Annotated in this window: 23 protein-coding genes and 1 pseudogene; 4 read left to right on the forward strand and 20 right to left on the reverse strand. The window is 61.4% G+C overall.

All coding sequences use genetic code 11. The features are described from left to right. Positions 1-178 precede the first annotated feature (178 nt). From XH92_RS39660 to XH92_RS39710, 12 genes are all read right to left on the reverse strand, one after another. Positions 179-1,507 carry a nitrate/nitrite transporter gene (locus XH92_RS39660; protein ID WP_194456881.1) on the reverse strand — a complete coding sequence of 443 codons (1,329 nt, stop codon included), beginning with the start codon at positions 1,505-1,507 and terminating at the stop codon, positions 179-181. Positions 1,508-1,639: 132 nt separating this feature from the next. Beyond that, a complete protein-coding gene (locus tag XH92_RS39665) occupies positions 1,640-2,065 on the reverse strand; it encodes a CopG family transcriptional regulator (RefSeq protein WP_194456882.1) in 426 nt (141 codons plus the stop codon). 6 nt (positions 2,066-2,071) lie between these two features. Then, the gene (locus XH92_RS39670) at positions 2,072-4,060 is read right to left on the reverse strand and encodes a conjugal transfer protein TraG (protein WP_194456883.1); all 1,989 of its coding nucleotides are present in this window, start codon (positions 4,058-4,060) and stop codon (positions 2,072-2,074) included. Positions 4,061-4,096: 36 nt separating this feature from the next. Beyond that, on the reverse strand, positions 4,097-5,860 hold the full coding sequence (locus XH92_RS39675) for a DUF3363 domain-containing protein (protein WP_194456884.1): 1,764 nt from the start codon (positions 5,858-5,860) through the stop codon (positions 4,097-4,099). A 250-nt stretch (positions 5,861-6,110) separates the two neighbouring features. Then, positions 6,111-6,995: a lytic transglycosylase domain-containing protein gene (locus XH92_RS39680; RefSeq protein WP_246788057.1), complete on the reverse strand. Its 885-nt coding sequence runs from the start codon at positions 6,993-6,995 to the stop codon at positions 6,111-6,113. Between the two features lie 2 nt (positions 6,996-6,997). After that, positions 6,998-7,510 carry a S26 family signal peptidase gene (locus XH92_RS39685; protein ID WP_194456885.1) on the reverse strand — a complete coding sequence of 171 codons (513 nt, stop codon included), beginning with the start codon at positions 7,508-7,510 and terminating at the stop codon, positions 6,998-7,000. Next, positions 7,507-7,971, reverse strand: coding sequence for a DUF2840 domain-containing protein (locus tag XH92_RS39690; RefSeq protein WP_194456886.1), 465 nt, complete (start codon positions 7,969-7,971; stop codon positions 7,507-7,509). Before XH92_RS39690 ends, XH92_RS39685 begins: the two co-directional genes overlap by 4 nt. Positions 7,972-8,260: 289 nt before the next feature. Next, positions 8,261-9,142: a replication initiator protein A gene (locus XH92_RS39695; RefSeq protein ID WP_194456887.1), complete on the reverse strand. Its 882-nt coding sequence runs from the start codon at positions 9,140-9,142 to the stop codon at positions 8,261-8,263. A 22-nt stretch (positions 9,143-9,164) separates the two neighbouring features. Beyond that, the gene (locus XH92_RS39700) at positions 9,165-9,446 is read right to left on the reverse strand and encodes an AlpA family transcriptional regulator (protein WP_194456888.1); all 282 of its coding nucleotides are present in this window, start codon (positions 9,444-9,446) and stop codon (positions 9,165-9,167) included. A gap of 133 nt (positions 9,447-9,579) precedes the next feature. After that, the gene (locus XH92_RS39705) at positions 9,580-10,044 is read right to left on the reverse strand and encodes a DUF2285 domain-containing protein (protein ID WP_246788059.1); all 465 of its coding nucleotides are present in this window, start codon (positions 10,042-10,044) and stop codon (positions 9,580-9,582) included. Positions 10,045-10,159: 115 nt separating this feature from the next. Then, positions 10,160-10,369, reverse strand: a complete 210-nt coding sequence (locus XH92_RS43515; protein WP_371817896.1) for a transcriptional regulator domain-containing protein — start codon at positions 10,367-10,369, stop codon at positions 10,160-10,162. A 151-nt stretch (positions 10,370-10,520) separates the two neighbouring features. Then, entirely contained in the window at positions 10,521-10,793 is a 273-nt protein-coding gene (locus tag XH92_RS39710) for a DUF2285 domain-containing protein (protein WP_194456890.1), read from the reverse strand. A gap of 158 nt (positions 10,794-10,951) precedes the next feature. Here XH92_RS39710 and XH92_RS39715 point away from each other — a divergent pair, with 158 nt between their 5' ends. Continuing rightward, positions 10,952-11,203 carry a helix-turn-helix domain-containing protein gene (locus XH92_RS39715; protein ID WP_194456891.1) on the forward strand — a complete coding sequence of 84 codons (252 nt, stop codon included), beginning with the start codon at positions 10,952-10,954 and terminating at the stop codon, positions 11,201-11,203. Positions 11,204-11,392: 189 nt separating this feature from the next. Here the strand turns inward: XH92_RS39715 and XH92_RS39720 are convergent, their stop codons facing one another. Then, positions 11,393-12,589: a DUF932 domain-containing protein gene (locus XH92_RS39720; RefSeq protein ID WP_194456892.1), complete on the reverse strand. Its 1,197-nt coding sequence runs from the start codon at positions 12,587-12,589 to the stop codon at positions 11,393-11,395. 371 nt (positions 12,590-12,960) lie between these two features. Then, positions 12,961-13,272 carry a DUF736 domain-containing protein gene (locus XH92_RS39725; RefSeq protein ID WP_194456893.1) on the reverse strand — a complete coding sequence of 104 codons (312 nt, stop codon included), beginning with the start codon at positions 13,270-13,272 and terminating at the stop codon, positions 12,961-12,963. A 259-nt stretch (positions 13,273-13,531) separates the two neighbouring features. On the opposite strand from XH92_RS39725, the gene XH92_RS43735 reads away from it, so the two are divergent. Continuing rightward, positions 13,532-13,660: a hypothetical protein gene (locus XH92_RS43735; protein WP_256437515.1), complete on the forward strand. Its 129-nt coding sequence runs from the start codon at positions 13,532-13,534 to the stop codon at positions 13,658-13,660. Between the two features lie 318 nt (positions 13,661-13,978). Here the strand turns inward: XH92_RS43735 and XH92_RS39730 are convergent, their stop codons facing one another. The 3 genes from XH92_RS39730 to XH92_RS39740 all read right to left on the reverse strand — a co-directional run bounded on the left by XH92_RS39730 (position 13,979) and on the right by XH92_RS39740 (position 17,559). Continuing rightward, the gene (locus tag XH92_RS39730) at positions 13,979-15,991 is read right to left on the reverse strand and encodes a ParB/RepB/Spo0J family partition protein (RefSeq protein WP_194456894.1); all 2,013 of its coding nucleotides are present in this window, start codon (positions 15,989-15,991) and stop codon (positions 13,979-13,981) included. Between the two features lie 707 nt (positions 15,992-16,698). Continuing rightward, a complete protein-coding gene (locus XH92_RS39735; protein ID WP_246788063.1) occupies positions 16,699-17,196 on the reverse strand; it encodes a thermonuclease family protein in 498 nt (165 codons plus the stop codon). 45 nt (positions 17,197-17,241) lie between these two features. Then, positions 17,242-17,559 carry a hypothetical protein gene (locus XH92_RS39740; protein WP_194461715.1) on the reverse strand — a complete coding sequence of 106 codons (318 nt, stop codon included), beginning with the start codon at positions 17,557-17,559 and terminating at the stop codon, positions 17,242-17,244. Between XH92_RS39740 and XH92_RS39745 the strand changes: the two are divergent. Continuing rightward, positions 17,556-17,744 (forward strand): annotated as a pseudogene (locus tag XH92_RS39745) (hypothetical protein); the annotation flags it as partial. The gene XH92_RS39740 and the pseudogene XH92_RS39745 overlap by 4 nt on opposite strands. A 287-nt stretch (positions 17,745-18,031) precedes the next feature. Beyond that, positions 18,032-19,156: a DNA polymerase IV gene (gene dinB / locus XH92_RS39750; protein ID WP_194456896.1), complete on the forward strand. Its 1,125-nt coding sequence runs from the start codon at positions 18,032-18,034 to the stop codon at positions 19,154-19,156. A gap of 32 nt (positions 19,157-19,188) precedes the next feature. Here the strand turns inward: dinB and XH92_RS39755 are convergent, their stop codons facing one another. The 3 genes from XH92_RS39755 to XH92_RS39765 all read right to left on the reverse strand — a co-directional run bounded on the left by XH92_RS39755 (position 19,189) and on the right by XH92_RS39765 (position 21,782). After that, on the reverse strand, positions 19,189-19,812 hold the full coding sequence (locus XH92_RS39755; RefSeq protein ID WP_194456897.1) for a cell envelope biogenesis protein TolA: 624 nt from the start codon (positions 19,810-19,812) through the stop codon (positions 19,189-19,191). 24 nt (positions 19,813-19,836) lie between these two features. Continuing rightward, positions 19,837-20,742 carry a ribonuclease Z gene (locus tag XH92_RS39760; RefSeq protein WP_194456898.1) on the reverse strand — a complete coding sequence of 302 codons (906 nt, stop codon included), beginning with the start codon at positions 20,740-20,742 and terminating at the stop codon, positions 19,837-19,839. A 107-nt stretch (positions 20,743-20,849) separates the two neighbouring features. Then, complete coding sequence (locus XH92_RS39765) at positions 20,850-21,782, reverse strand: Ku protein (RefSeq protein ID WP_194456899.1); 933 nt, start codon at positions 21,780-21,782, stop codon at positions 20,850-20,852. Positions 21,783-21,902: the final 120 nt, after the last annotated feature.

Consider the following 21,902-nt stretch of genomic DNA (forward strand, 5'->3'; position numbering starts at 1 on the left):
CACCGTTCGCCCCCACCGAGTGAGAGCGTCCAAAGACGGCCCTCAGATGGGGATGATTAAGAAAGGCACCCACGGACTTGGTGCAACAATGGCTTTCAGTGATCGTAGATTAGCGTAGAAAAAGAAAGACTAAGAACTGATCTTTGAGGCCTACTCAATCGTAATGCGAATTACTTGCTCACCACTCAGCATCATCATCCACGGGTATGAGGACCACCGAATTCTCATACGAGCTTACTGGCTCGACAACATTGAAAACATTAGCCGGCACAAAAAACGCAATTGGCCTCATCCGTGGAGCTAGGTATCGGCCCCAGGGCAACGAGATCCAGACCAACGCCGCGATCTGCAGCGCTACGTTGACGCCGAACGCGACCTGATAGGCTTGGAGGGTCCTATGGCCATCATACGCAGACCAACGCTCCAGGATGAGGCCTGTCGCGTATTGTGCTAGAAACGCCCAACCAAAGTGCAAGACGTTCAAGGCGCCGTTGGCACGACCGGCAAGCTCCGGCGGAAAGTAATCCGCTATCACCGCGAAGCTGACCACGGTTGCTGTGCCGACAATTGCGACAACAGACCAGGGCAAGATGGACGGCAGAGGTGTTCGTAGGATCAAGGCTAACTCGGCTGTAATAAACAGCACTGCAACCATCGCCAATATCGTCTCCGCCCCGATTCCTCTCCGTTTGACGAAGTGGACCGTCATGCCGAACAACCAGGCACCGCCGGTCAATACGATGGACATTATGAAAAGCTGTCGGACGAGACTTACGCGATCAAGCCTCTCCACGTCGGTCAGCCACGGTGATGCCCACAATCCCTGCAGGGACCAGGCTGATCCAACGCAAGTAGCCGACAACGGGGCAATTCGCCAGAAGCGTCGATCGCCAAAAACGGAGCTAAGAGTGGCGCGCGCTGCTGATGGGACAATGCCTCGCTCAGGCACGACGGCATAGATGAGAATGGCCGTTGCACCAGTAGCGGCCGCCAGGACCTCAAAGAGTTGCCGCCAGCCCATCCAGGCGAGCAGGTGTTCGACGGGGACCGTAGCAGTCACCGCTCCTAGCGATCCCAGCATGACCATGTAGCCGTTAAGCAAGGCGACACGGTCCCTGGGGAACCAAAGGACGATCGACTTCAGTCCTGCGGTGAACGCCGCCGCCACGCCAAGCCCGATCATTGCACGCGCGATCAAAAGCGACAGGAAGTCAGTCGATATCGCGAAGAGGCCGGCGCCCGCTGCGGCAAGCAAGAGCAGAACACTCTGGACGCGACGCGGACCAAATCGATCCAACAATATACCGACGGGGATCTGAGCGGCCGCGAAAGCAAGAAAATAAGCTGATGTAAGCAACCCGAGGTCGGCAGTCCCAAGCCCTGTGTCCGAGCTGAGATGGCTGGCGATCAGTGCGTTGATCGTTCGAAACAGATACGAAAGATAGTACCCAGCTGCAAATGGGAGAAAAACGCGCGCTATTCGATGCCATGCTGTTAAGACTTGCATGCTGGCCCCTCTGCTCTCCGCTCGTTCGAGCCGATAGCGCGTTCAGCTTTTGTCAGTTCGGCTAAATCGCTGCAGTCGTAGGCTGGCGTAGAAAAAGAAGGTCAGGCGCGATAGCGCTTCCAGGACGCTCGGTCAGGATTCGTCGGCCGACTCCTGACGTCGAATATCTTCGGGAATCTCGCGGAGAAAGCTTTGCCCCTTTTGCAGGCGGCGCCCGAGCGCCTCGACAAATCCTTCAAATCGTTCCCGACCCTTTGCCTGCGCGGCCGCCTGCGCGTCATTGGGTAGCGGCGGCGTTATCGTCAGCCAGAACCGAATGAACAGAGCCAAGGTTTCAGCAATCACACCGACGTCGCGCTCCAGCCGCTGCATCTGACGCGACAGCCGATCGAGGCGCCGAGCGAAGGCCGCCTCCCGCCTGTCCGCTCCATCCGGTGAGAGAAACGAAGTGACAGCCGCTTCCACGATCGCAGACCGGGAAAGCTTCCTGTGATCGGCGAGCTCCGAGATCTGTTTCAGTAGCTCTGGTGGGAAGTAGACGTTCATCCGGTCGCGCATATTGCCTCAGAGCTCCATACCGTCATTCGGGTCCAGAGCGACCTGACGCGCAACGCCGCGCATCTGCTGACGAAGAAGTCGAGATTGGCGAACCGCGTCCTCGTCATCCTCAAGAACGATGGCGAATTCTTCGGCCGGTGTCGGTTCGGTCGTCTCCTTGGCGATCGCGACGTGATCGGGGAGTTCGGGCTCACGACGGAGCCCGCTGTTCGCCGTGTCCTCCTCGGCCTCCGCGGCTTTGTCAGTTGGTCCTGCCGTCGGCTTCAACGGTCCGAGCGCTGACCATCCATCCGTTCGCTGTGATCGGCTGGCGCTCGCCGGATCAGGCGGCGGCAGAACCCGCTCGATGAACCGCCGATCCTCGTAGTAGCGGACCTTCTTCGCCCGGATCGGCGGCATGCCCGCCACCATGACGATCTCGTCCATCGGCGGAAGCTGCATGACTTCGCCCGGGGTCAGCAAGGGCCTTGCCGTCTCCTGGCGCGAGACCATGAGGTGCCCTAACCAGGGGTTCAACCTGTGCCCGGCATAGTTCTTCATGGCCCGCATCTCGGTCGCCGTGCCCAACGCATCGGACACCCGCTTAGCGGTCCGCTCGTCGTTGGTCGCGAAGCTGACTCGGACATGGCAATTGTCGAGAATTGCGTTGTTGGGCCCGTAGGCCTTCTCGATCTGATTGAGCGACTGCGCGATCAAAAAGCTCTTGATGCCGTAGCCTGCCATGAAGGCGAGCGCGGACTCGAAGAAATCAAGCCGCCCAAGTGCGGGGAACTCGTCAAGCATCATCAGAACGCGATGCCGGCGGTCGCGGGCGTGCAGATCCTCGGTCAGGCGACGACCAATCTGGTTCAGCACCAGACGGATCAACGGCTTGGTCCGGGAAATATCCGAGGGCGGCACCACGAGGTAAAGCGTCGTCGGGCGGCCATCTGCGATCAGATCGGCGATCCGCCAGTCGCAGCGGCAGGTCACCTGGGCCACGACGGAATCGCGGTAGAGACCGAGGAACGACATCGCAGTGGACAGGACGCCGGAACGTTCATTCTCCGACTTGTTCAGGAGTTCGCGCGCGGTCGAGGCGACCACGGGATGGGCGCCATGCTCGCCAAGATGCGGCGTCGTCATCATTGCCTTCAGCGTCGCCTCAATCGGCCGCTTCGGATCGGACAGGAAGGCGGCGACACCGGCCAGGGTCTTGTCCACCTCGGCATAGAGGACGTGGAGAATGGCGCCGACCAGGAGCGAATGACTGGTCTTCTCCCAATGGTTCCGCTTGTCGAGTGAGCCTTCGGGGTCGACCAGGACGTCGGCGACGTTCTGCACATCGCGAACCTCCCATTCCCCGCGCCTGACCTCGAGAAGCGGATTGTAAGCCGAGGATTTCGGGTTGGTCGGGTCGAACAACAGGACGCGGCCATGCCGCGAGCGAAAACCCGCGGTCAGCTGCCAGTTCTCACCCTTGATGTCGTGCACGATGGCCGAGCCCGGCCATGCCAACAACGAGGGAACGACGAGTCCGACACCCTTGCCGGACCGGGTGGGAGCAAAACACAAGACGTGCTCCGGCCCATCATGGCGGAGGTAGTCGCGATCGAGCTTGCCCAGCACCACACCATCCGGGCCGAGTAGTCCGGCCGCTCGAACCTCTTCCGCGTCAGCCCAGCGCGCCGAACCATAGGTCTCAACGTTCTTGGCTTCGCGCGCCCGCCGGACCGACATGCCGATCGCCGCCGCGATCGAAACGAAGGTCCCCGACGCGGCGATGAAAGCCCCCTCCACAAAGACCTGAGGCGCATAGGCGTCATAGACGAACCACCACCAGAAGAAGATAGGCGGATAGTAGATCTTGAAGCCCAACAGTTCGAACCAAGGCCGCCCTAGTTCTGGCTGCCAGGCGAGCCGCCAAGCCGTCCACTCGGTTGCTCCCCATATGGCCAGCAAGACGATCAGGCCGACAACAATCACCTGTCCCCAGAGGATTTTGGTTCCGGACATCGCGATCGCCCTTCCGTAAGTGAATTGGTGAGATAGCTAGAGGCCGAGGTCACGCTTCCGGCCAAAGCCCCATTCGATGCCACCGCCGTCCTTCACGACGCCGGCGACGTGTTGGCCGAGCCTCTTTTCGAGTTCGCGCGACCAGGGCACGAGTTGGAAGCCGAGCCCATTGTCGATCATGGCGAAGCGTCCCGAGGTGAGCGCCAGCCGCTGGCGATACGTACCCGCCACATGCTCTCCGGAGCCAGGGTTCACATAAGGCAAGCCGGTCTCCGTCGAGACCTTTGTGGCCACCTCGTCCAGTTCGCGCCGACGCAGCGTGTTCAGGAGGTCGCGCTGCAAGACGATCCGTTGGCCCTGCCGCCGCGCCAGGCCTTCCTGGATTAAATGCTCGGTACGGGCTTCCATGGCGTCGCGGGTCTCGCGGCCAAATCCACCCATGGCGAGCGGCATGGGTTCGCGTTCGACCAGCCTGTGGTCGAGCCAGGTCGCGCCCTTCGCGGTGACCTGCTCGGCAAGATCGAAATCGGAGCGGATCGCCAGCACCACAATCGGCTGCGAATCGCTGGCTCGACCGAACCGTCGGACTTCGACGATTCCGCCGATCGGTGGTGCGTGATCGAAGGCCTCGAGCCCTCGGAAGCGCACGTGGTGCGCGCGTCCGTCTGTTCCGTCGATTACGGCGTAAGCCTCGCCAGTCAGTTCGGCATGCAATCCCCGGTCAACCAATCGCCCGCTGATCTGGGACGTTGGCTGATCGCCTTCGATGACGAAGTCAGCAACGCCGCGCGCCTCCCCACGCTCGGTGAAGGCGCGGTGCATGGTCTTGATGATGTCGCCGCGCATGCCGAGGTCACGCAAGCTACGCTCGGCCTCAAGTCCGACCATCCATTCTCCTGGCGCGGCGGATGCGGCGAGGCCCATCTTCTCCAGGTGCTGAAGGCGACCGACCATGAGGCGCCTGATCTCGGGATCGGGCTGGCTAGGGATCTCGGGGCGAAGATCGATGTAGCCCGTCTCATCTGCCGTCAGCCGGATCTCCCGATCGAGCCGCGTCCATCGTTCCGCCGTGACTTCCCTCTCCAGCGCATTGCGAATCTCGTGCTCCGGTTTTGGACCCAGCTCGATGCCAACCAATTCCTCGGCGCGTGAGCGCAGGCCCTGGCTGATATAGTCGCGGGAGATCACGAGATCCGCCCCTTCCTCATCTACTCCACGGACGAGAAGATGGACGTGAGGGTTATCGGTGTTCCAATGATCGACAGCCACCCAATCGAGCCGCGTACCGAGATCGGTCTCCATCTGCCTGGCGAGGTCGCGGGTGAAGGCCTTCAGGTCAGTCATGTCCCCGGCATCCTCGGGCGAGACAATGAACCGGAAATGATGCCGGTCGTCCTTGCAGCGTTCGGCAAACGCCGCGCTATCTGCGCGGTCGCTCCCGGCATCGAACATCTCGGCACGCTCGCCGCTCCGGGTCACACCGTCGCGCTTCAGATATGAGAGGTGGGCGGTCAGTGGCGCGGAACGAAAGGCTCGCCCTTTGTGACGAACCACGCGCGCCTTCACCACCACGCGCCGCGTCGGGCTGAACAATCTGGCGCGGCTGAAGGCGAGACGCCCGCGGCCAAACGTCGAGCGCCCATAGGCCGCAGAACGCCTGCCGGCCGCGGTCTGACCCGAGGTGTGTCCTGCCTTCTTCGCTGCCCGCAGAACCTGGTTGATGAAGCTCTTGGGCTTCGGCGCGCGGGTACTGCGGATGCGCCCAGGCCGAATACGCAGATCGCTGTCGCCCACGGTCACGGCAAGGCCTCCCAACGATCAAACGCCCACACGGTGCCGAAAACCCCTTAGATTGCATTCGTCAAAATGCAAGGCGCGGCACGCGCCCCGACCGACCGGCACGCCAGAACCCAAGCCATGTCAATGGCTTGCGGTTCGACCGGCGAGCCCCTTTTATCTCGCCGTCCTGCTGTCGAGCCTCCCCACTGCGCTCGCCTTTCCGCCCATTCTCCTCCAGGCCGCGCTAATGCATGCGAGCTTGCGCATTGGCTCATCGCGAGCCTCCCGCATTAGATCTCAGGACGAACAACCCTGTTGTTTGTGGCGCAATGGCCGAAATGTCGTGTACGGAGACGGCAGTCGGAGCTCGGTTCGTTGGGTGCCCAGGTTGCGCGGTCGTTGAACTTTCAGCCCGCACAACGAAGAGCGCTCCCCCCGATGGCCGCAGACTTGCGGCTCGACTGGAACCTGCAATATCACCACCGATGATCGGCAGAAGCTTCCGCAGATAGATCTGGGTTTCAGCGGGCAATGGACGGCCGGTGAGATGCTCTTCGTAGCTAGTAGGTCCTGCATTGTAGGCCGCTAGGAAGCCCGGTGAACCGTACCGTTCGTGCAGCTCGCGAAGGTACGCTGTTCCCGCAAGAATATTGTCATGGGGATCGTAGGGATCGTCGCCAAGGTCGTACCGCAGACGTAGCTCTGCCCACGTCTCTGGCATGATCTGCATCAGCCCCATGGCGCCTTTCGGTGACCTAGCACGCACATTGCCGGCGCTTTCGACGTCTATGACTGCGCGTATCCAGGGCACCGGGACGCCGAAATGGCGCGCGGCCAGCTCGACGAACTCCGCAGATGGATCGATTGCTCGATAGTTCGCTGAAGGCTCCGCGGATCGCGTCGCGGCGAAAGCGGGAACGTTGCTAGCGCTCAGCGCAACAAACAACGGTACGACAGCGCGCAGGCTCCTCTCGAACAAACGCAAGCGTGCCGCCGTGCTCGCGCCCGTCCAGGGTAAAGTCGCTTCGCGCCGGCCTTGCGGCCGCCCTGGACCACCGCTGCGCGCGACGGCGGCGCAATCGTTGGTCGGGACGGAGGAATGGTGCAGCACTCGGCCGAACAGAGGAATAGCTGATCGGGATCTCAAGACGCGCATGATCACTTCTCCCAGGTCCACACCGGAAGCGCACGACCAATGACAGCCGATGTCGGCAAGAACCCGAAATAACGTCCATCCAGCGAACTGGTGGACTGCCAATTCATGGCAAAGAGTTCACCGTCACCGACGACGCGGCAGCCCTGCCATTTCGGGAGGGGGCGGCCACGGCCGTCGCGATCTCGGGCTTTGCCCATTTCGATGGCATCAACCGAAATGGTGAGCCCGCTTCGGCAAACGGTCTGCCCGGGAAGCGCCAGCACGCGCTTTAGCATCGGCAATCCGGCCGGCAGATAGCCGTTCAGGTCGAGGAAGGTCGCGAGCGGCTCCGGTGGCTGTACGGCGAGGAGTTCTGTAACGAAAAGTTTGTCCGGCGGCTGCACACGGTAGAGCCCGATCGGTACGCTCTCGGATGCATTCCAGATGTAGGCCGGTGTAATCTCCAGAACGATTGGTGCGATAAGTGCGACGGCACCGCAGAGCATCGCGGTCAACGTCTTGGGCCGCGGTGTCATCGCATGACCCTCCGCCGGTGAAGCCATGCCTGGTGGCGGGCTCTCGTGTAGGGGCGCGGGTTTTCGTTGACGGACAGACGATTATGAATGTGATGCCAATGATCAGGAGCGACGTCGGCGGGATCAATGCCAAGCGCTTCGATTGCGTCAACCATCTGCAGCACCCGTTCGACTTTCGGCCAACCGGAGAGCCGCAGCAAAATCTCCCCGCCGGGCTTCACATACGGCACGGTCGAGCAGCGCTGCCCCGGTGCGACCGCGCGCAAGATGTCAATCCGCGAGATGATCGTGCCAAAGTCGTTGGAGGTCCAACGGACGAACGCAAAGATGCTGCCGGGCGCAAATGACAAGACGCGCCGGTGACGATCGACCTTCTTCTCCTCGGCGATGCGCCCGAACCGAATGCGGTTTTCAATCCGCTTCTCGAGCCACAACACTTCCACTTCGGTGAGGTCGCTCATGCTACCGATCCCTGAAGCTGGCACTGGCAGCCGTGAGCCCGAGGTTCGGTGGAAGGCGCGTGCGTCTTGCAAAGGCAAGTAGAATTGGCGGCCCGTCGTTTCCGGTCGCCTCCAACGCGTCTCTCGGTCTGGTCCGTTAGAAGAAATCCGAAGGATTTCTGGTTAGTAAAGTTAGAGGGGCTGGAAGGCGCAGAGAAACAAGCTCTTAAGCTCGATTTCGGTCCCCAATAGCACGAGGATTGGGTCCTCGATAGCACGAGGGTTGCGGTCCCCGATAGCACGAGCTGAATCACAGGTTGTCCTCCGCATTTGGAATGAGACCGCGCCGGCGCAGGCGTGCCGCTAAGGGATCAACTGGCGCAGGTGCGAAGTTCAGTCGTTCGGTACCGTGCGGATCGCACGAGAGCACGAGCTGATAGCCGGGCAATGTCTGGCGCTGGACGATCTGACGCACGTCGTAAGCAAAGTGCTTGAGCGGCGAGAGGATGCCGGACTTGGCATGAAGGTGCACAAGATCAAAACTCCAGCCGCCGTCCTGCCGACCGCCGTGTTTGCGCACGAGCCGATAAAGCCAGCGCTCAAGCCCGCCCGTCAGCTCGAAATAGGCGCGGTCAATCGTCAGCACGAGCGCGTCATCGATGACGCCCGCGTAGAACCAATCAGGCAGGATCAGCTCGAGCCCGAATGGACGACCATGTGCATCGGCCGTCTCCTTCCACTCGTTGATCCAGGAGAAGCGATGCCGCCGCCGTTCTGTCGGCTGGCGGATCGACGTCATCACGGTCGTTGACTGAAGTCTGTCGAGACCAGCCTTCAGCCGGTCATAATCGCGCGCGCTGGTGCCACGGCCGACAAACGTCAAAATCTCGTAAGGCGTTGCAGCCATCAGGCGCGACGTCTTCAAGCCGGCGTCACGAGCTTCGACGATCTGGGAAGCAGCCCAGATCAGAACGTCTGCATCCCAGATGGTCGCCATGCCGTGTTCCGGCACGGCTTCGACACGAATTGCAGTCGCGCCCGCACGGAAATCGATCGGCACCACACGTTTCGTCTTGGCGAGGGAAAAGAACGGGTAAGCCATAAGATCCTGTGCGTCGCGAGGCGCAAGATCGCCGGGCAAAGCCCGAAAGAGTTCCAGCTGGTCGCGTTCGGAATGGTGTTTGCGCCGCACGGTCACTGCTCCCACGCGGCGATCAGCGACGTTCCTGGCCCGCATACGGGCGCAACACCGGGTGCTTCTTGGCCGGCAGCACAGTCCCCCTGCCGGGATCAGACGTCGACGTTTTGGCGCCGAGATCGGCCCAAGCTTTCAGGTCATCCAATGCGTAGACGACGCGACCGCCAATCTTCCGATACATTGGCCCGGTGCCGTATGTGCGGTGCTTTTCCAGCGTGCGACCGGAGAGGCCAAGATAGCGCGCGGCCTCCGGCGTACGCAGGAAACGCGGCGGCAGACCGGCCATCGGATCGGGCATTTGAGAGCTCCAGGATGACAGCGCACTGTGAAGGGTGGCGCCGGCGTGTGTGCGGCCATCATGGAGAAGCACGATATCGGAGGGGGATGCCGAAGATTGAGGGGGCGATTTTCGATACCCCAAACCGAGGGTGCTATTCGTCTCGGCGCCCGGGTCGGAGAAGTCGGCGATAACCGCCGCGCACCAGTGCGAGGCCAGTCTGCACTAGACGGACGGTTCGATTGCGCAGATCGTGAGTTTTCCAGGCTCGGTCTGGGATGCGTTTCTTGCCGAACAGTGCCTCTGCGATGGCGCGGTATGTGCTGCCGTCGCTCTGTGCATCGAGCGCGCGCATAGCTTTGCTCAACCGCTCGCGCCTTTGCGTTGACAGATCGCGAAACGCAGGGCCCGCCGTGCGCCCGTTCATTGCGCGCCACAACCGTCGCGCCGCGTACGCGCGTTCGTCGAAGTCGCCGTCGAACGGTAACTTGGCGACATAGTGGGCCGCTATTTCCAGCGGCGCTTTGGACCAGACGCGGTGTTCCACCGCGTTGATGAGCAGCACGGCGTGCCAGCCGTCAGCGGCGCGGCGGACCTGGCCGGCGGCGAGATCAAGCAACGGCCGAGACGCTGCGCCGCTGCTGACGGGTGACACGGTCACCGCGACGGGGACAACGGTCGGCAGAACCTCGTGTGCCCAAAAGATTGTCTGTTCGTCGTAGGACCTCTGCGGGTCATGGGCGAAAGCAGATGCCCCATTTCCTCCTAAACTCGGGGGTTACTTCGCCATCCGGACTGTTCTTGATCGTCTCTTCGTAGTCGCGCCGGTAATCCGGGTTTCGACGGAGAAACTCCCAGGCGACGTCGGTAACATTAGCATCTTGGAGACTCTTGTAGGACTCTGGCGACCGCCAGTCGAATTCAGGCATTGCTTCCGCCCCCATTGCGCGCAGCTAACAAGGATTGCGGTGCAATAGTTCTAATCGATTGGGTTGCAGGAAGTCCCTAGTTTGGCACCACGTGGTGCTTCCGGATGACCACTTGCCTGCAGAAGGAAGCGATTTTCGATAGACGTTCCGATCGACAAAGGTTTTTCTACTTTGAGTTAGTACCGCGCAAGAGACGTCCTTGCTCGCTGGCCCACTTAGCGCGCGCGAGGTGACTCTGGTATGCATTCCGCGCACGATCCGGCTCACGCACCGGGTTAATCTTGAGCACGAGTTGAGTAACCTCTCTCCAGTCAGCGCCCTCACCCTCTGCCTGCAGAAGTCGCATGTACGTCACAACATGCTGCTCGTCATACGGCGTCAGCTTCGAATCCGAGGGGGCAACGTCCGCGACATCGGGATCGAGCGGTGGCTTCTTCATGGCTTCCAATCCACTTACAACGATTCTAGATGCTTGGCCGCCAGAGTGGTGTACGCGTCCAAATTTAGCCGTATTCCGCCGACGAGGCCAGCACGTGATGGTTGAATACATATTATAGGAGATAAACCTCATAGTATGTAAAGCCGCAACTTGCGCCGATGGACATGCGCAAGTTGGTCGGTCGGAATTTCGCAAGACTGCGGAAGCAGAAGCGCTTCACGCAGGAGAAATTCGCCGAAGCGTCCGGCTTTACCCAACAATACGTTAGTGACCTGGAGCGTGGCCGCCGTAATCCAACTGTCGTAACCCTGTTTGAACTGGCGAACACATTGGGCGTCAGTCACATCGATCTCGTCCTGCCAGACGAAGAGGCACGAAGCGAGCGATCAAAACCCGCTAAGCGGAAGTGATCTAGCCGCCAGAAATTCATTTGCAACAATCGTAGAGCCTGACTTTCGCGAGCCGGGCCGGAGGCCCGGCGAGCGCGGGACGCGGATACGCGTCACCGCCACCGATCCGGCTTGCCGGATCGGCGGCGGTTCATCAGGCCGGGATAGAAGAGCCGCGCAACTGACGAAAGGTCACGCGGCCCACATCTTTTAGACCGCGCGTTCCATCAAGCGCTTTGCTTTGCCTTCCAGTTCAAGACGTGCGTCCTGATGGGCCTTGCCGCGAGCAAGGGCGGTGATGCCCTGCACGAAATCAAAGATGCTTTCTGGTTTGCGATTTTCCTCACCCAGAACGGTCTCGATGATCTTCGTGGCCTCCGACTTGGAAAACCCGCCTTTGCGGAGGAAGCTTTCGCGGTCGTCGTCGGTGCGGGCCACGATCCGCTCCCGCGCCGCCTTGATACCGGCCACGAATGGCGCAGGCGAAGAATTGGCAAAACTGGTCAACGCCGGGGCGGCTTCATGCGCGAAACGGTGCGCCGCGAACTTCGAATGCCGGATCGTGATCTCTTCGAAATTCTCCACGCCCCAAAGATTTCGGTTCATGCAGACCGCACGAAGATAGAAACTCGCAATCCCAAGCGTCTTGCTGCCGACCTCACTATTCCAGCAGTAAAAGCCCCGGAAATACAAATCCGGCGATCCATCCGGCAATCGCCCCGCTTCGATGGGGTTGGTATCGTCGACCAGAAACAGGAACACATCGCGGTCACTGGCATAGAGCGTGGTCGTGTGCTTGGTCACGTCCACAAAGGGATTGTGGGTCATGGTCGACCAATCCAACACACCCGGCACCTTCCACCGCGTGTCACCCGTGCCGTTACCCGCGATCTTCATGACCGCAGCGACCAACTCATGGTCCCAGATGCGACCATAGTCCGGCCCGGTCACAGCGCGGAGCTCAACGCGTCCGTTTTCGGTTTCCAAGGTTTTCACGAGCTCGGCGCGATGTGACAGCAAGCCGTGTTGCAGGTTGATCGCCGACAGAGCCGCGGGAAGCTGCCGCAGATAGGAGGTCGGCGCACCGACGAGCGTACACAACTGGCCAAAGCTCCAATGGGTTGGCGCCACCGGCTCGTCACGTCCCGGCACGGTCAGGGCCAGCCGCTCGGCATTGTCCCGGCTGGCCTCCACCCGGATGGCCCCGCTTTCCACCGTCCGCGCCTGCGCGCGTTCGGCCCGTCCTCGCACTGCTTCATAGAGGTCCGGTAAATTCAAGTAACGCTCATCGTCCGGTCGCGCAAACCACTCGGACGACACGCGGCCGATCCGCTGGCCTCGCGATACATCCACGCGGAAACCGCCGGATGCTGGCTGTTCATTCTGAGACAGGGTCATCATGTTCATGGTCGTTCTCCTATGGGCTGAGGTTGAAGCGCAGCGCTGCGCTGCAACCCTGCCCGTCGGCGAGACCTGGGGTAGCAAGGGCAAGGGCGGCAGGACGCGGAGGGGGATCACCCGCCTGCCAAGGGCGCGCTTGAAAAGCGCGCGTCTGCACGCGCCGACGACATCGTCGTCATTGAAGATCTTTGCGCGGAAGACCGGGGAGACCGCTCCGGCCGGCACGGCGAGCCGTGCTTCACCCTTGCCCGCGCGAGGGCGGAGCCCTTAGCAATCCCTTCAAAGGAAAAATGGTCTTCCTGCCTTTCTGCAAAGCGGCAATGGAAAGGCAAAAAAGCCCCGCCTCCGAGGAGGCGGGGCCGATGATCGCAAGGGGATCAGTCGCCGTTGCGGCGGGACCAGATCAGGGTGAAGCCCTCGTCGCCTTCGACCTTCACCAGCGAGGCGTAGATCGGGGCCGGGAAGCTCGGATCGTCGAGCTTGACCGAGAGGTATTCGCGGTCGCTGTCCCGGGCGGTTTTCTTCCAGGCAGCGCCGAACTCGGTCACACCGTTGAAGATGCGGTAGTCGGGCGCCTTGTCGTTGTCCTTCTCGGATGCGGCGAACCTCGCCTTGATGTTCAGCGTCAGTGTCTTGATCGAGCCGACGTAGCCGTTGTCCGAAGCGGTGAAGGTGCCGATGGTAGCCATGGTGGTCTCCGTTTGTTGCTCGGGCCGCGCCTATCGCAGCCTCGATGGCGATCCTTGGCCCGGGGAGCGATCGGCCCGCAGCCTTCAGGCCCGCAGCGTCAGCGGAGGACGGCGATAGCCTGCTTTTTTGTCTTCCGCGAGGAATGGCGCCACTTCGCGGCAGGGGAAAAAAGCAGGCGCAGCCGTTGCGGGAAGGCGATCGAGGCTCTTGCCGTCCCTCGGGCCTGATCAGCCCATTCGAGGTTGCGTTGGACGCGCCATGAACGAACTGACGGAGACCACCATGGCGGCCGACACCGACGCAGCACAAGGACATGCCTGCGTCGATCGAACACCTGCTGACATCAGCGCATCAACGGCAAGAACGACGCATCTTGGCAAACGCTAGCGCCCGTCGTCGTATTCCCGCGTGCCAAGTGAGAGAATGCGACTGGAGCGATCCGCCAGACGGCAATCTCAAATGCTCCAGGTACCTCACGATCAAAGCGTCCGGCCTCACCGCTTGCTGCTGATTGACGAGCACGACACGGCCATCCCCCTCGGCTGCCGCAGACGGCGTAGATCAGAGTGATCGAGGTCTTGACCATGGCGGGGCTTCCATGCAGCGGAGGCCGCTGTGCGCAAAAAAGTCGGCCGCGCGCCGGTCAGGCGCGCGGCCGAAACTCTGAAGCTGGCCGGGGCCGCTCACGCGGCCCCGGCTCTGGTGTCACTCCGCAGCCTGCGAATATGCATCACCGCCTTGCGCCTCGTTTGGCGCAGCCACCCGATCCTCCGGCTTGGCCGTTCTCAATAATGAGGGCAGCCAATCGGTCGCCGCCAGCAACTGTTCGGCAGCTTCCGCCATCTCGACCTTTTTCATATCGACCATTCGCTCGGCAGTCTCGCCGCTCACGCCTTCGCAAACTGCCTCCAGAATGCGTGCCTTGGTGACGCGGCCAAGATAGCTGCGCACGGTCGGGCGCCAATAGCCGGTCATGTCGAGGGAAACGGCTTCCGCGAGCCGTTCGGCAGTTGCCAGCGCTCGCGGCCGCCGCTCCCACGGCAGTTTCACCGCATTGACGGTCAATGCGGTGCAATGCGCAAACAACGCCATCCGGCTGTCCTGATCGAGTTCGGCCACGAAAGACCACAGGCGCGTCACATCCCGGGGTATCTGCCTTGCCCAATTGGCGTGACGATCCGCCCAGGCCTTGCCGGCCGGTGTATCCTCGATGCCGTCCGCGTGCCCAGCCAAATCCGTCTTAACCGGCTGGATGCCGACGATATGCGCATCCGCACCGAGATAGAAGATTTGCGCCGCGAGCGCATGCGTGACGGCCACGATTGCGGTTTCAGGCTGTTCGCTCAGATTGAGGCGCAGTCCCAAGGTGCGATGTGCGGTGAGGTCTCGAACGAGAACGTCAGATAGCGGTCGATCGTCGTCCTCTTCCTCGGCAACGACTTCTTCTCCATCATCATTCTGCGCCGTTGGACCATCTGTCTCGCCGCCCTCGTTCGGCGCTTGCGCGTCACTTCCCTCCTCGGTATCGGCTTGGGGCTTCTCGTCTGCCGGGCGGATGAACCCGCGCTCGATCCGAATGGTGCCGTCGTGATTGAGGATCACGAAAGCGCCACCGCGCGCGATGTCGTCAGGATCATAGGCCTGCCGCTTCGCTTCCAGCCGCTCGATTTCGGCCTCAAGCTCGCCGAACTGCGCATCCACGTCGTCGGCAAGTTCCTCGGCCGTCTGATGCTCTTCCGTCAACCGATCGAAGGCAGTCTGTGCGGTTGTAAGAGCGGCCTGATCTTCGGCCGAAAGCGCGACCGGATGCGGGTAGGTTCGCCGCATGCCGTGCGCATGCGGGAAATCAAGATGGGCTTCCGTCCATTTCCAGCCCTCGGCTGCCCGCACTGCATCGGCCTCACGGCCAAGCTTTGCGGTCACCAACAGATCGAGCAGCGCCACGTCCTCCAGATAGCCACCGCGATCCTCCGTAAAGAGATCGCGAAGGATCGAGCCGCCCGCTTCCGTGTAGGCCTCGATCCCAACAAGGCGCGCACGGCGGTCAGTCGCGGCGATATGGGTCTCGGTGAGCAGGCGGCGGATGGTGCTGGCATCGCGATTATAGGATAGCCGCTCATACACGCTTTCCTGCCGGGCATGATCATCGGCGATGGCAAAGGCCATCAACTGTTCAAGGGTCAGATCGCCATCGCGATAAACCTGCATCAGTTTCGGGGAGACTGCACCCAACCGCAGGCGCTGCCGCACCACATGCGGCGTCACGCCGAAGCGGGCGGCGATTTCCTCCGCGCCGAACCCACGTTCTTCCGCCAGCTTCTTGAAGGCCTCGAACTGGTCGGCGGGATGCATGTTTTCCCGGGTGACGTTCTCGTCGAGGCTGATTTCGTGCGGATCGTTCGCGGTGTCGATGACGCAGCGGATCGGCTCGGTCTTCTTGATCTCCTTCCGCTTCACTCGCAAAAGCTGGGCAAGCCGCCTGCCCTCGCCGATGGTCACGAAATAGAACCCCGTGGCCGCCCCTTCGCCGTCCAGCTCTGGTTCGACAACCATATTTTGCAAGATACCCTTGGCGGCGATGCTCGCCGCGTAGGCCTCGATCGCCGCCTCACTGTGCGGCGTCTTCCGCGCATTCTTCGGTGACTTCTTGAGCTTGTTGAGCGGAATGAAAACCTCCGTCCCGCTCTCTGGGATCGTTTCAACGTGCTTGGCCGACATGATCAATCTCCCTTTGCTTTCATGGGTGCAGGGCGCACTCCGCGCCTGCGCCCCTGCCCGTCGGCGAGACCGGGGCTAGCAAGTGCCAGGGCGCCCCGAGCGGAGGGGGATCGCCCGCCCGAAAGGGCCGCTCGCAAGAGCGGGTCTGCACGGGCGCATGCCAGTTGTTCGGAAGAGTGAGGGATCAGAGAAAGCGCGGAAGACCGGGGAGACCGCTCGGGGCGGCGCCGGCGTCAGCCGGCGCTTTACCCTGGTGCGCGCGAGGGGCGGAGCCCCTTAGATCTCACCGTGAGAACGCCGGGCAAGTCGGCAGAGGTGAAAACGAGAGACAAGAGTGAGAGAATCAAAAAGAGGCACCCGCAGGAGGGGCAGCATAGTGCCGACGCGTAGCGGCAGGACCCGGAACCGAGTGCAGTCGCGAGACCGGTTTAAGAAGGCACCCGGGCGTGGGACAGTGATAGCGACGCCGGCATGCAATGACGGCGGGGCCTGCGAGCGAGTGCCTCCGGCGAGCGACTCGTTATGTTGCGCGAGGGATCAAAACCGGATGGCCGAGACGCCGCGCGGCTCGGTTTACGAGAGCCCGCTGCGGTGACAGCCGCACGCGCACAAATGAAACCCAAGTTCGGTTGGCGGAAATGGAATCTCTTCGCAGGTTTTTTATCTGAACCTCGTCTTGGATGTAGGTTGCTTGTGGAGAATTTCCTTCAGGGATGCGCATTTGCATCGTCAGAGCAAGCGGACGGCTTTCCGTTCGCGCGGATGCAGCCGCGGTAGAGCCACGGTTCGACATAGCTGCCCTTCCAGATACCTCGACCGGCGTGCTCAGCATCGCGCTGAGCTCCGTTGTATCTGCCTTTCGAGTATTGAGGCCAATCCAGAGCAAGGCCGTTACGCACGAGCCATTCGCCGAGATCGACGCCGTTGACAGAGCAAGTCGCGACAGTGCGGCCATAAGGATCGAGGCTAAATGGGACACAGTTGACCGGACGCCGGGCGATGAAGGTGTCGAGGTCGTTTGCTGCCTGGGCGCCACAGCGATATTGAGAGCTGTCCTCGCCACGACATAACTGGCTGCTCTCCGGCGCGTCGATGCCCCACAGTCGGATTCGCGTTCCATGAATTTCCAGTGTGTCGCCGTCAATGACGCTGGCCTGACCGACAAAGTTGTCGGCCAGCGCCGCGCTCGATAACAGCAGCAGCATGAAGACCGCAGCTCGACGACTTCTCATGGCTTTGGCTACCAGCGATTAGCGCAAATTGCGTGGATTGAATTTCGGCCAGTTCTCAAGCGGCTTCAGCACCGGCAGGTTCTCTGGCCGCTCGGGATAGTGAAACTCCGTGCCTCGCAGCCAGCGATCCTGGAAGCGGTCCCAGAACAGGATCGCATCCATCTGCCAGGTAAACTCATAGACTCGCCAAACGCCGTCGCTCTCGATGATTTCACCAGTCGCGTTGAAGGGCAGGCTGTTGAGCTTGCAGAGTGCGTAGATCTCATTCCAGTGCTCGCGGATATAACGGTCTTCCAAGGCCACATGATACGGCCGGTCGGCGCGCCAGCTGCGCAATCCGCGAGTGTGAGTACCACGGCTGGATGCAGGACCGCACGGATCCGCACGCTCGCGAGCGGGCCTTCGAGTTCGCCCGCCAGAATCCGCCGCCGGGCCTTTCGCCCGAGGCAGCCGGCGCCGCGATCACCGAGGTCCTGGACGCGATAGGCGACACCTGCCCCGAATGCTCTCCCGAGGTCTAGGCGACGGCTCTTGGGAGCCGGCGCCAGCGAGAACAGCCTGGCGTCCGAGACGCTTTCGGCGCTCCTTGCGCGTGTTGCCGACCTTCTTGACCGCCTTGCTTTCCGCAGAGGCCGATTGCTCTCTCTTCTTGGATTCGTATCGCACTTCATGGTCCCATCCGCCGGCCTTTTGTCGCCGTTGGAAGAGGGCTGGGTGACCCATTGGTCGCTTCCGGGCAGGCGGCTTTTTTTGCCAACACCGACCTTGGCCAGACGTACTGACGAGGAGATTCTAGTATTATAAGTGCATGAACTCGCCGGATCATGATCAGAACACCGCTGAAGCGCGAGACCGCAAGATCATCCATATCGACATGGATGCGTTCTACGCATCGGTTGAGCAGCGGGACAATCCGGACTTGCGCGGCAAGCCGGTCGCCGTGGGCGGGTCTCGAGAGCGCGGCGTCGTCGCCGCTGCTAGCTACGAGGCGCGCAAGTTCGGAGTCCGGTCGGCGATGCCGTCGGTAACCGCCAAACGGCAATGCCCGGAGTTGATTTTCGTGAAGCCGCGTTTCGAGGTCTACAAGGAGATCTCGCGACACATCCGGACGATCTTCGCCGAACACACAGAAATCATTGAGCCGCTATCGCTCGACGAGGCCTATCTGGACGTCACCGAGAACATCCAAGGCATCGCGAGCGCGACGGAGATCGCGACCATGATCAGGGCGAAAATCCTGAGCGAGACGGGTCTCACCGCCTCCGCCGGCATCTCCTACAACAAGTTCCTGGCGAAGCTTGCCTCTGACTACCGCAAGCCGAACGGACAGTTCGTCATCACGCCGAAGATGGGGCTGAACTTCGTTCAGGATCTTCCCGTCGGCAAATTCCACGGGATCGGTCCGGCGACGAGCGCGAAGATGAACGGCCTCGGTATCTTCACAGGGCTCGATATGCGTAACCAGACGCTCGAGTTCATGACCGCCAATTTCGGCAAGGCCGGCAACTACTATTACTGGATTTCGCGCGGGATCGATGAACGCCCGGTGCGCGCCAACCGTATCCGCAAGTCGGTCGGCGCCGAGAACACCTTCTCGCAAGATCTAGCGGACTACGAAGCTCTGGCGGCGGAATTGCGGCCCCTGATCGAGAAGGTATGGCGTCACTGCGAGACCACGGGCGCGCGGGGCCGGACGGCGACGCTCAAAGTGAAGTTTTCCGATTTCGAGTTGATCACCAGGAGCAGATCAGTCGCCGTCATCGACTCTGCAAGCGATCTCTCCAGCCTTGCTCTCGAACTATTGAAGCAGCTGATGCCGCCAAAGAAGGCGATACGGCTGCTCGGAATCTCTGTTTCCGGATTTACTGATGTCGAACCTGAAGACGAAGATCAATTGCCGCTTATGTTGGATGGATTCAACATCCAGGCATGACTGCTCCTTTCAGATTGTAATCTGGAATTTCGTCAACCGTACGCTCGCGCTCGTCTCAATGCGGCCTCCAGCCGGGCTTTCTCCTTCTCCCAACGGACTTCTTCAGCGTGCGATCTGTCCTCAAGCGCCTCGAGCTGAGCTTGTATGTCCGAGGCGTTCATTTCGTGCTTTCGACGGGCTGCGTCCAATGCGCTTTGCGCCTTGTCGACGACTTTCTGCCTCCGCTCGCGCTCCTTACGCTGAGCGGCCTCTTCCTTCGCGCGTTCGCGCGCGCGGTGTTTCTGCTCCTTCTCGAAAGCGAGCGCGGCCTCCCTGTCGGCCGCCTGGTCCTTGGCCCGCTCAGGATGCTTTTGCGGCTTGCGCCTCACCGACCTGCTGCCTGCCTTCTTCGAAATGTTATCGCCGGGGAGATTGGTGGGCAGCTCGGCGTGTTCTTTGAAGGGCCCACTGGAGCCGACGGGACGCTTCAGAACGACGCCTGGCGCAGCCATGGTCGCCGCGATGACGTCGGAATCATCGCTTTCCTTCGCTGCGCCCTGGTGAAAGAGATTGCTGTCTGCACCCCACGCTTCCAGAGCCGCCTTCATCGACGGCGCCGCTACCGCCAGATCGAAGAAGCCGAGCGAAGTTTGATACGTCTTCAGCTTCCTCGCCATTCGCGCGCTCTCCTGCGCCGCTGGTTAGACCACGATGCGATCGAAATCCATTGCAAGCCGGCTGTTCGGAAACGTCCTCCTCGCCTCCACCAGTATTTCCTCGTCGGCATAGCGGCCGGAAATGTGAGTTAGGACGAGCTGCTTGACATTGCTCACGGCCGCCAAGGCGGCCGCTTCAGCCGCGGTGAGGTGTCCATAGTCACGAGCGATGGTTGCATCGCGGTCGAGAAACGTGGCCTCGATCACCAAGACGTCGGCGTCGTGAGCGTGTTCGGCCAAGCCATTGGTGGTTTCGGCATCGCCCACGATGACCAGCCTCTTGCGCCCCTCTGGCGGGCCGAGGACCTCTTTGGGATCGATCATCCTGCCGTCCGCGAGCGTCACCGGCCTTCCTTCTGCCAACTCCTTGCGCACTGGGCCGTCCGGCACTCTGAGGGCCGCGAGGCGGTCCGGCCGAAGATGACGGCGGATCTGGCTTTCGAAGGAGAATCCGAAGCTGTCGGTGTCGCGGTGGATGACCGGAAAGCAGGAGATCGTGAACCCGCCAGCATCGAGGACATGACCTCCCGTCAAGGGCACGAGCTCCAGCGGAATAGGCGCTCGTCCTTCGCCCCACAGGCCCGCGAGCATCCGAACGACGACGTCGAGGGTACCCGGACTTCCATGAATCGTCATCACGTCGGCACTCTGCCGCAGTCGCAGGGTCGAAAATAGACCGGGAATGCCAAGCACGTGGTCGAAATGTCCATGGGTCAACAAGAGACGATCGATGCGTCGAAAACCAGCGCCGTTGCGCAACAACTGACGTTGGGTACCCTCCCCGCAATCCACCAGGATGCGGTGAGTTCCTGCCTCGACGAGAAGGGCCGGATGGTTGCGTTCAGCCGACGGAACGCTCGCCGACGTCCCCAAAAAGGTGAGCGCGAACATCGTCGCCCGGTCTTTCTCGTTTTCGTGTGATTGTCGAAAGCGCAAACACGCTCGTTTTTCAATGAGAATGGACTCAGATTGCGACGAGCGCCCCGCGCAAACTGCGATCAGGCCGACTTCCGCTGATGCCTGCCAGCTGGCTTCTTCGCAGCGGTTTCCTTCGCAGGCTTCTTGCCGGCGATCGGCATCAGCATCTCCCTCTGTCCCGCTGCCACCTTCCGCGGCTTCTTAGCCGACTTCTTCGGCGCCTTGGCCTCGGCCGCCGCAGCGCCGCCGACGCTCTGCCGCAGCGCCTCCATCAGGTCGACTACGTTCTCACCGCGGGGGCGCTCCCTCGGGATGATCGGCCTGCCGCTGCGTTTCTGGTTGATGAGTTCGATCAATGCGGTTTCATAGTGGTCCTCGAATTTCTTGGGCTCGAAGTTGCCCGACTTCTGGTTCACGATGTGCTTGGCGAGATCGAGCATGTCCTTGGTAACTTTGACGTCCTGGATCTCGTCGAAATACTCGGCCTCCGAGCGCACTTCGTACGGGTAGCGTAGCAGCGTGCCGACGAGGCCTTTCTCCATCGGCTCAAGTGCGATGATGTGCTCGCGGTTGGTCAGCACCACGCGGCCGATAGCCACTTTGTCCATCTCGCGGATGGTCTCGCGGATCACGGCGAAGGCGTCGTGCCCAACTTTGCCATCGGGGCGCAGATAGTACGGTCGGATCAGGTAGCGCGGATCGATCTCGGATTTCTGGACGAACTCGTCGATCTCGATAGTGCGCGTGCTCTCGAGCGCGATTTCCCCGAGTTCTTCCTTGGAGACTTCGATGAAAGTCTCGTTATCGAGCATGTAGCCCTTGACGATGTCCTCGCTGGGCACCTCCTCGCCGGTGTCGGCGTCGACCTTCAGGTACTTGATACGGTGTCCGGTCTGGCGATTGAGCTGGTTGAACGAGATCTTCTCGCTCTCCGACGTAGCCGGATAGAGCGCTACCGGGCAGGTGACGAGGGACAGACGCAGGAAGCCTTTCCAGTTGGCGCGGGGTGCCATTTACGCAGAACTCCGTTTTCGGGGGCGAGCTCGGATTCAAGACGATTATGCAGGGCTGGTTCCGACAGCTCACCCACCGCGCCGTGGATTCATCCTTAAACCGGCAGCGCGCGCCAGCGG

Origin of the sequence: Bradyrhizobium sp. CCBAU 53421, from assembly GCF_015291625.1 — a bacterium.
Taxonomy (GTDB): Bacteria; Pseudomonadota; Alphaproteobacteria; order Rhizobiales; family Xanthobacteraceae; genus Bradyrhizobium.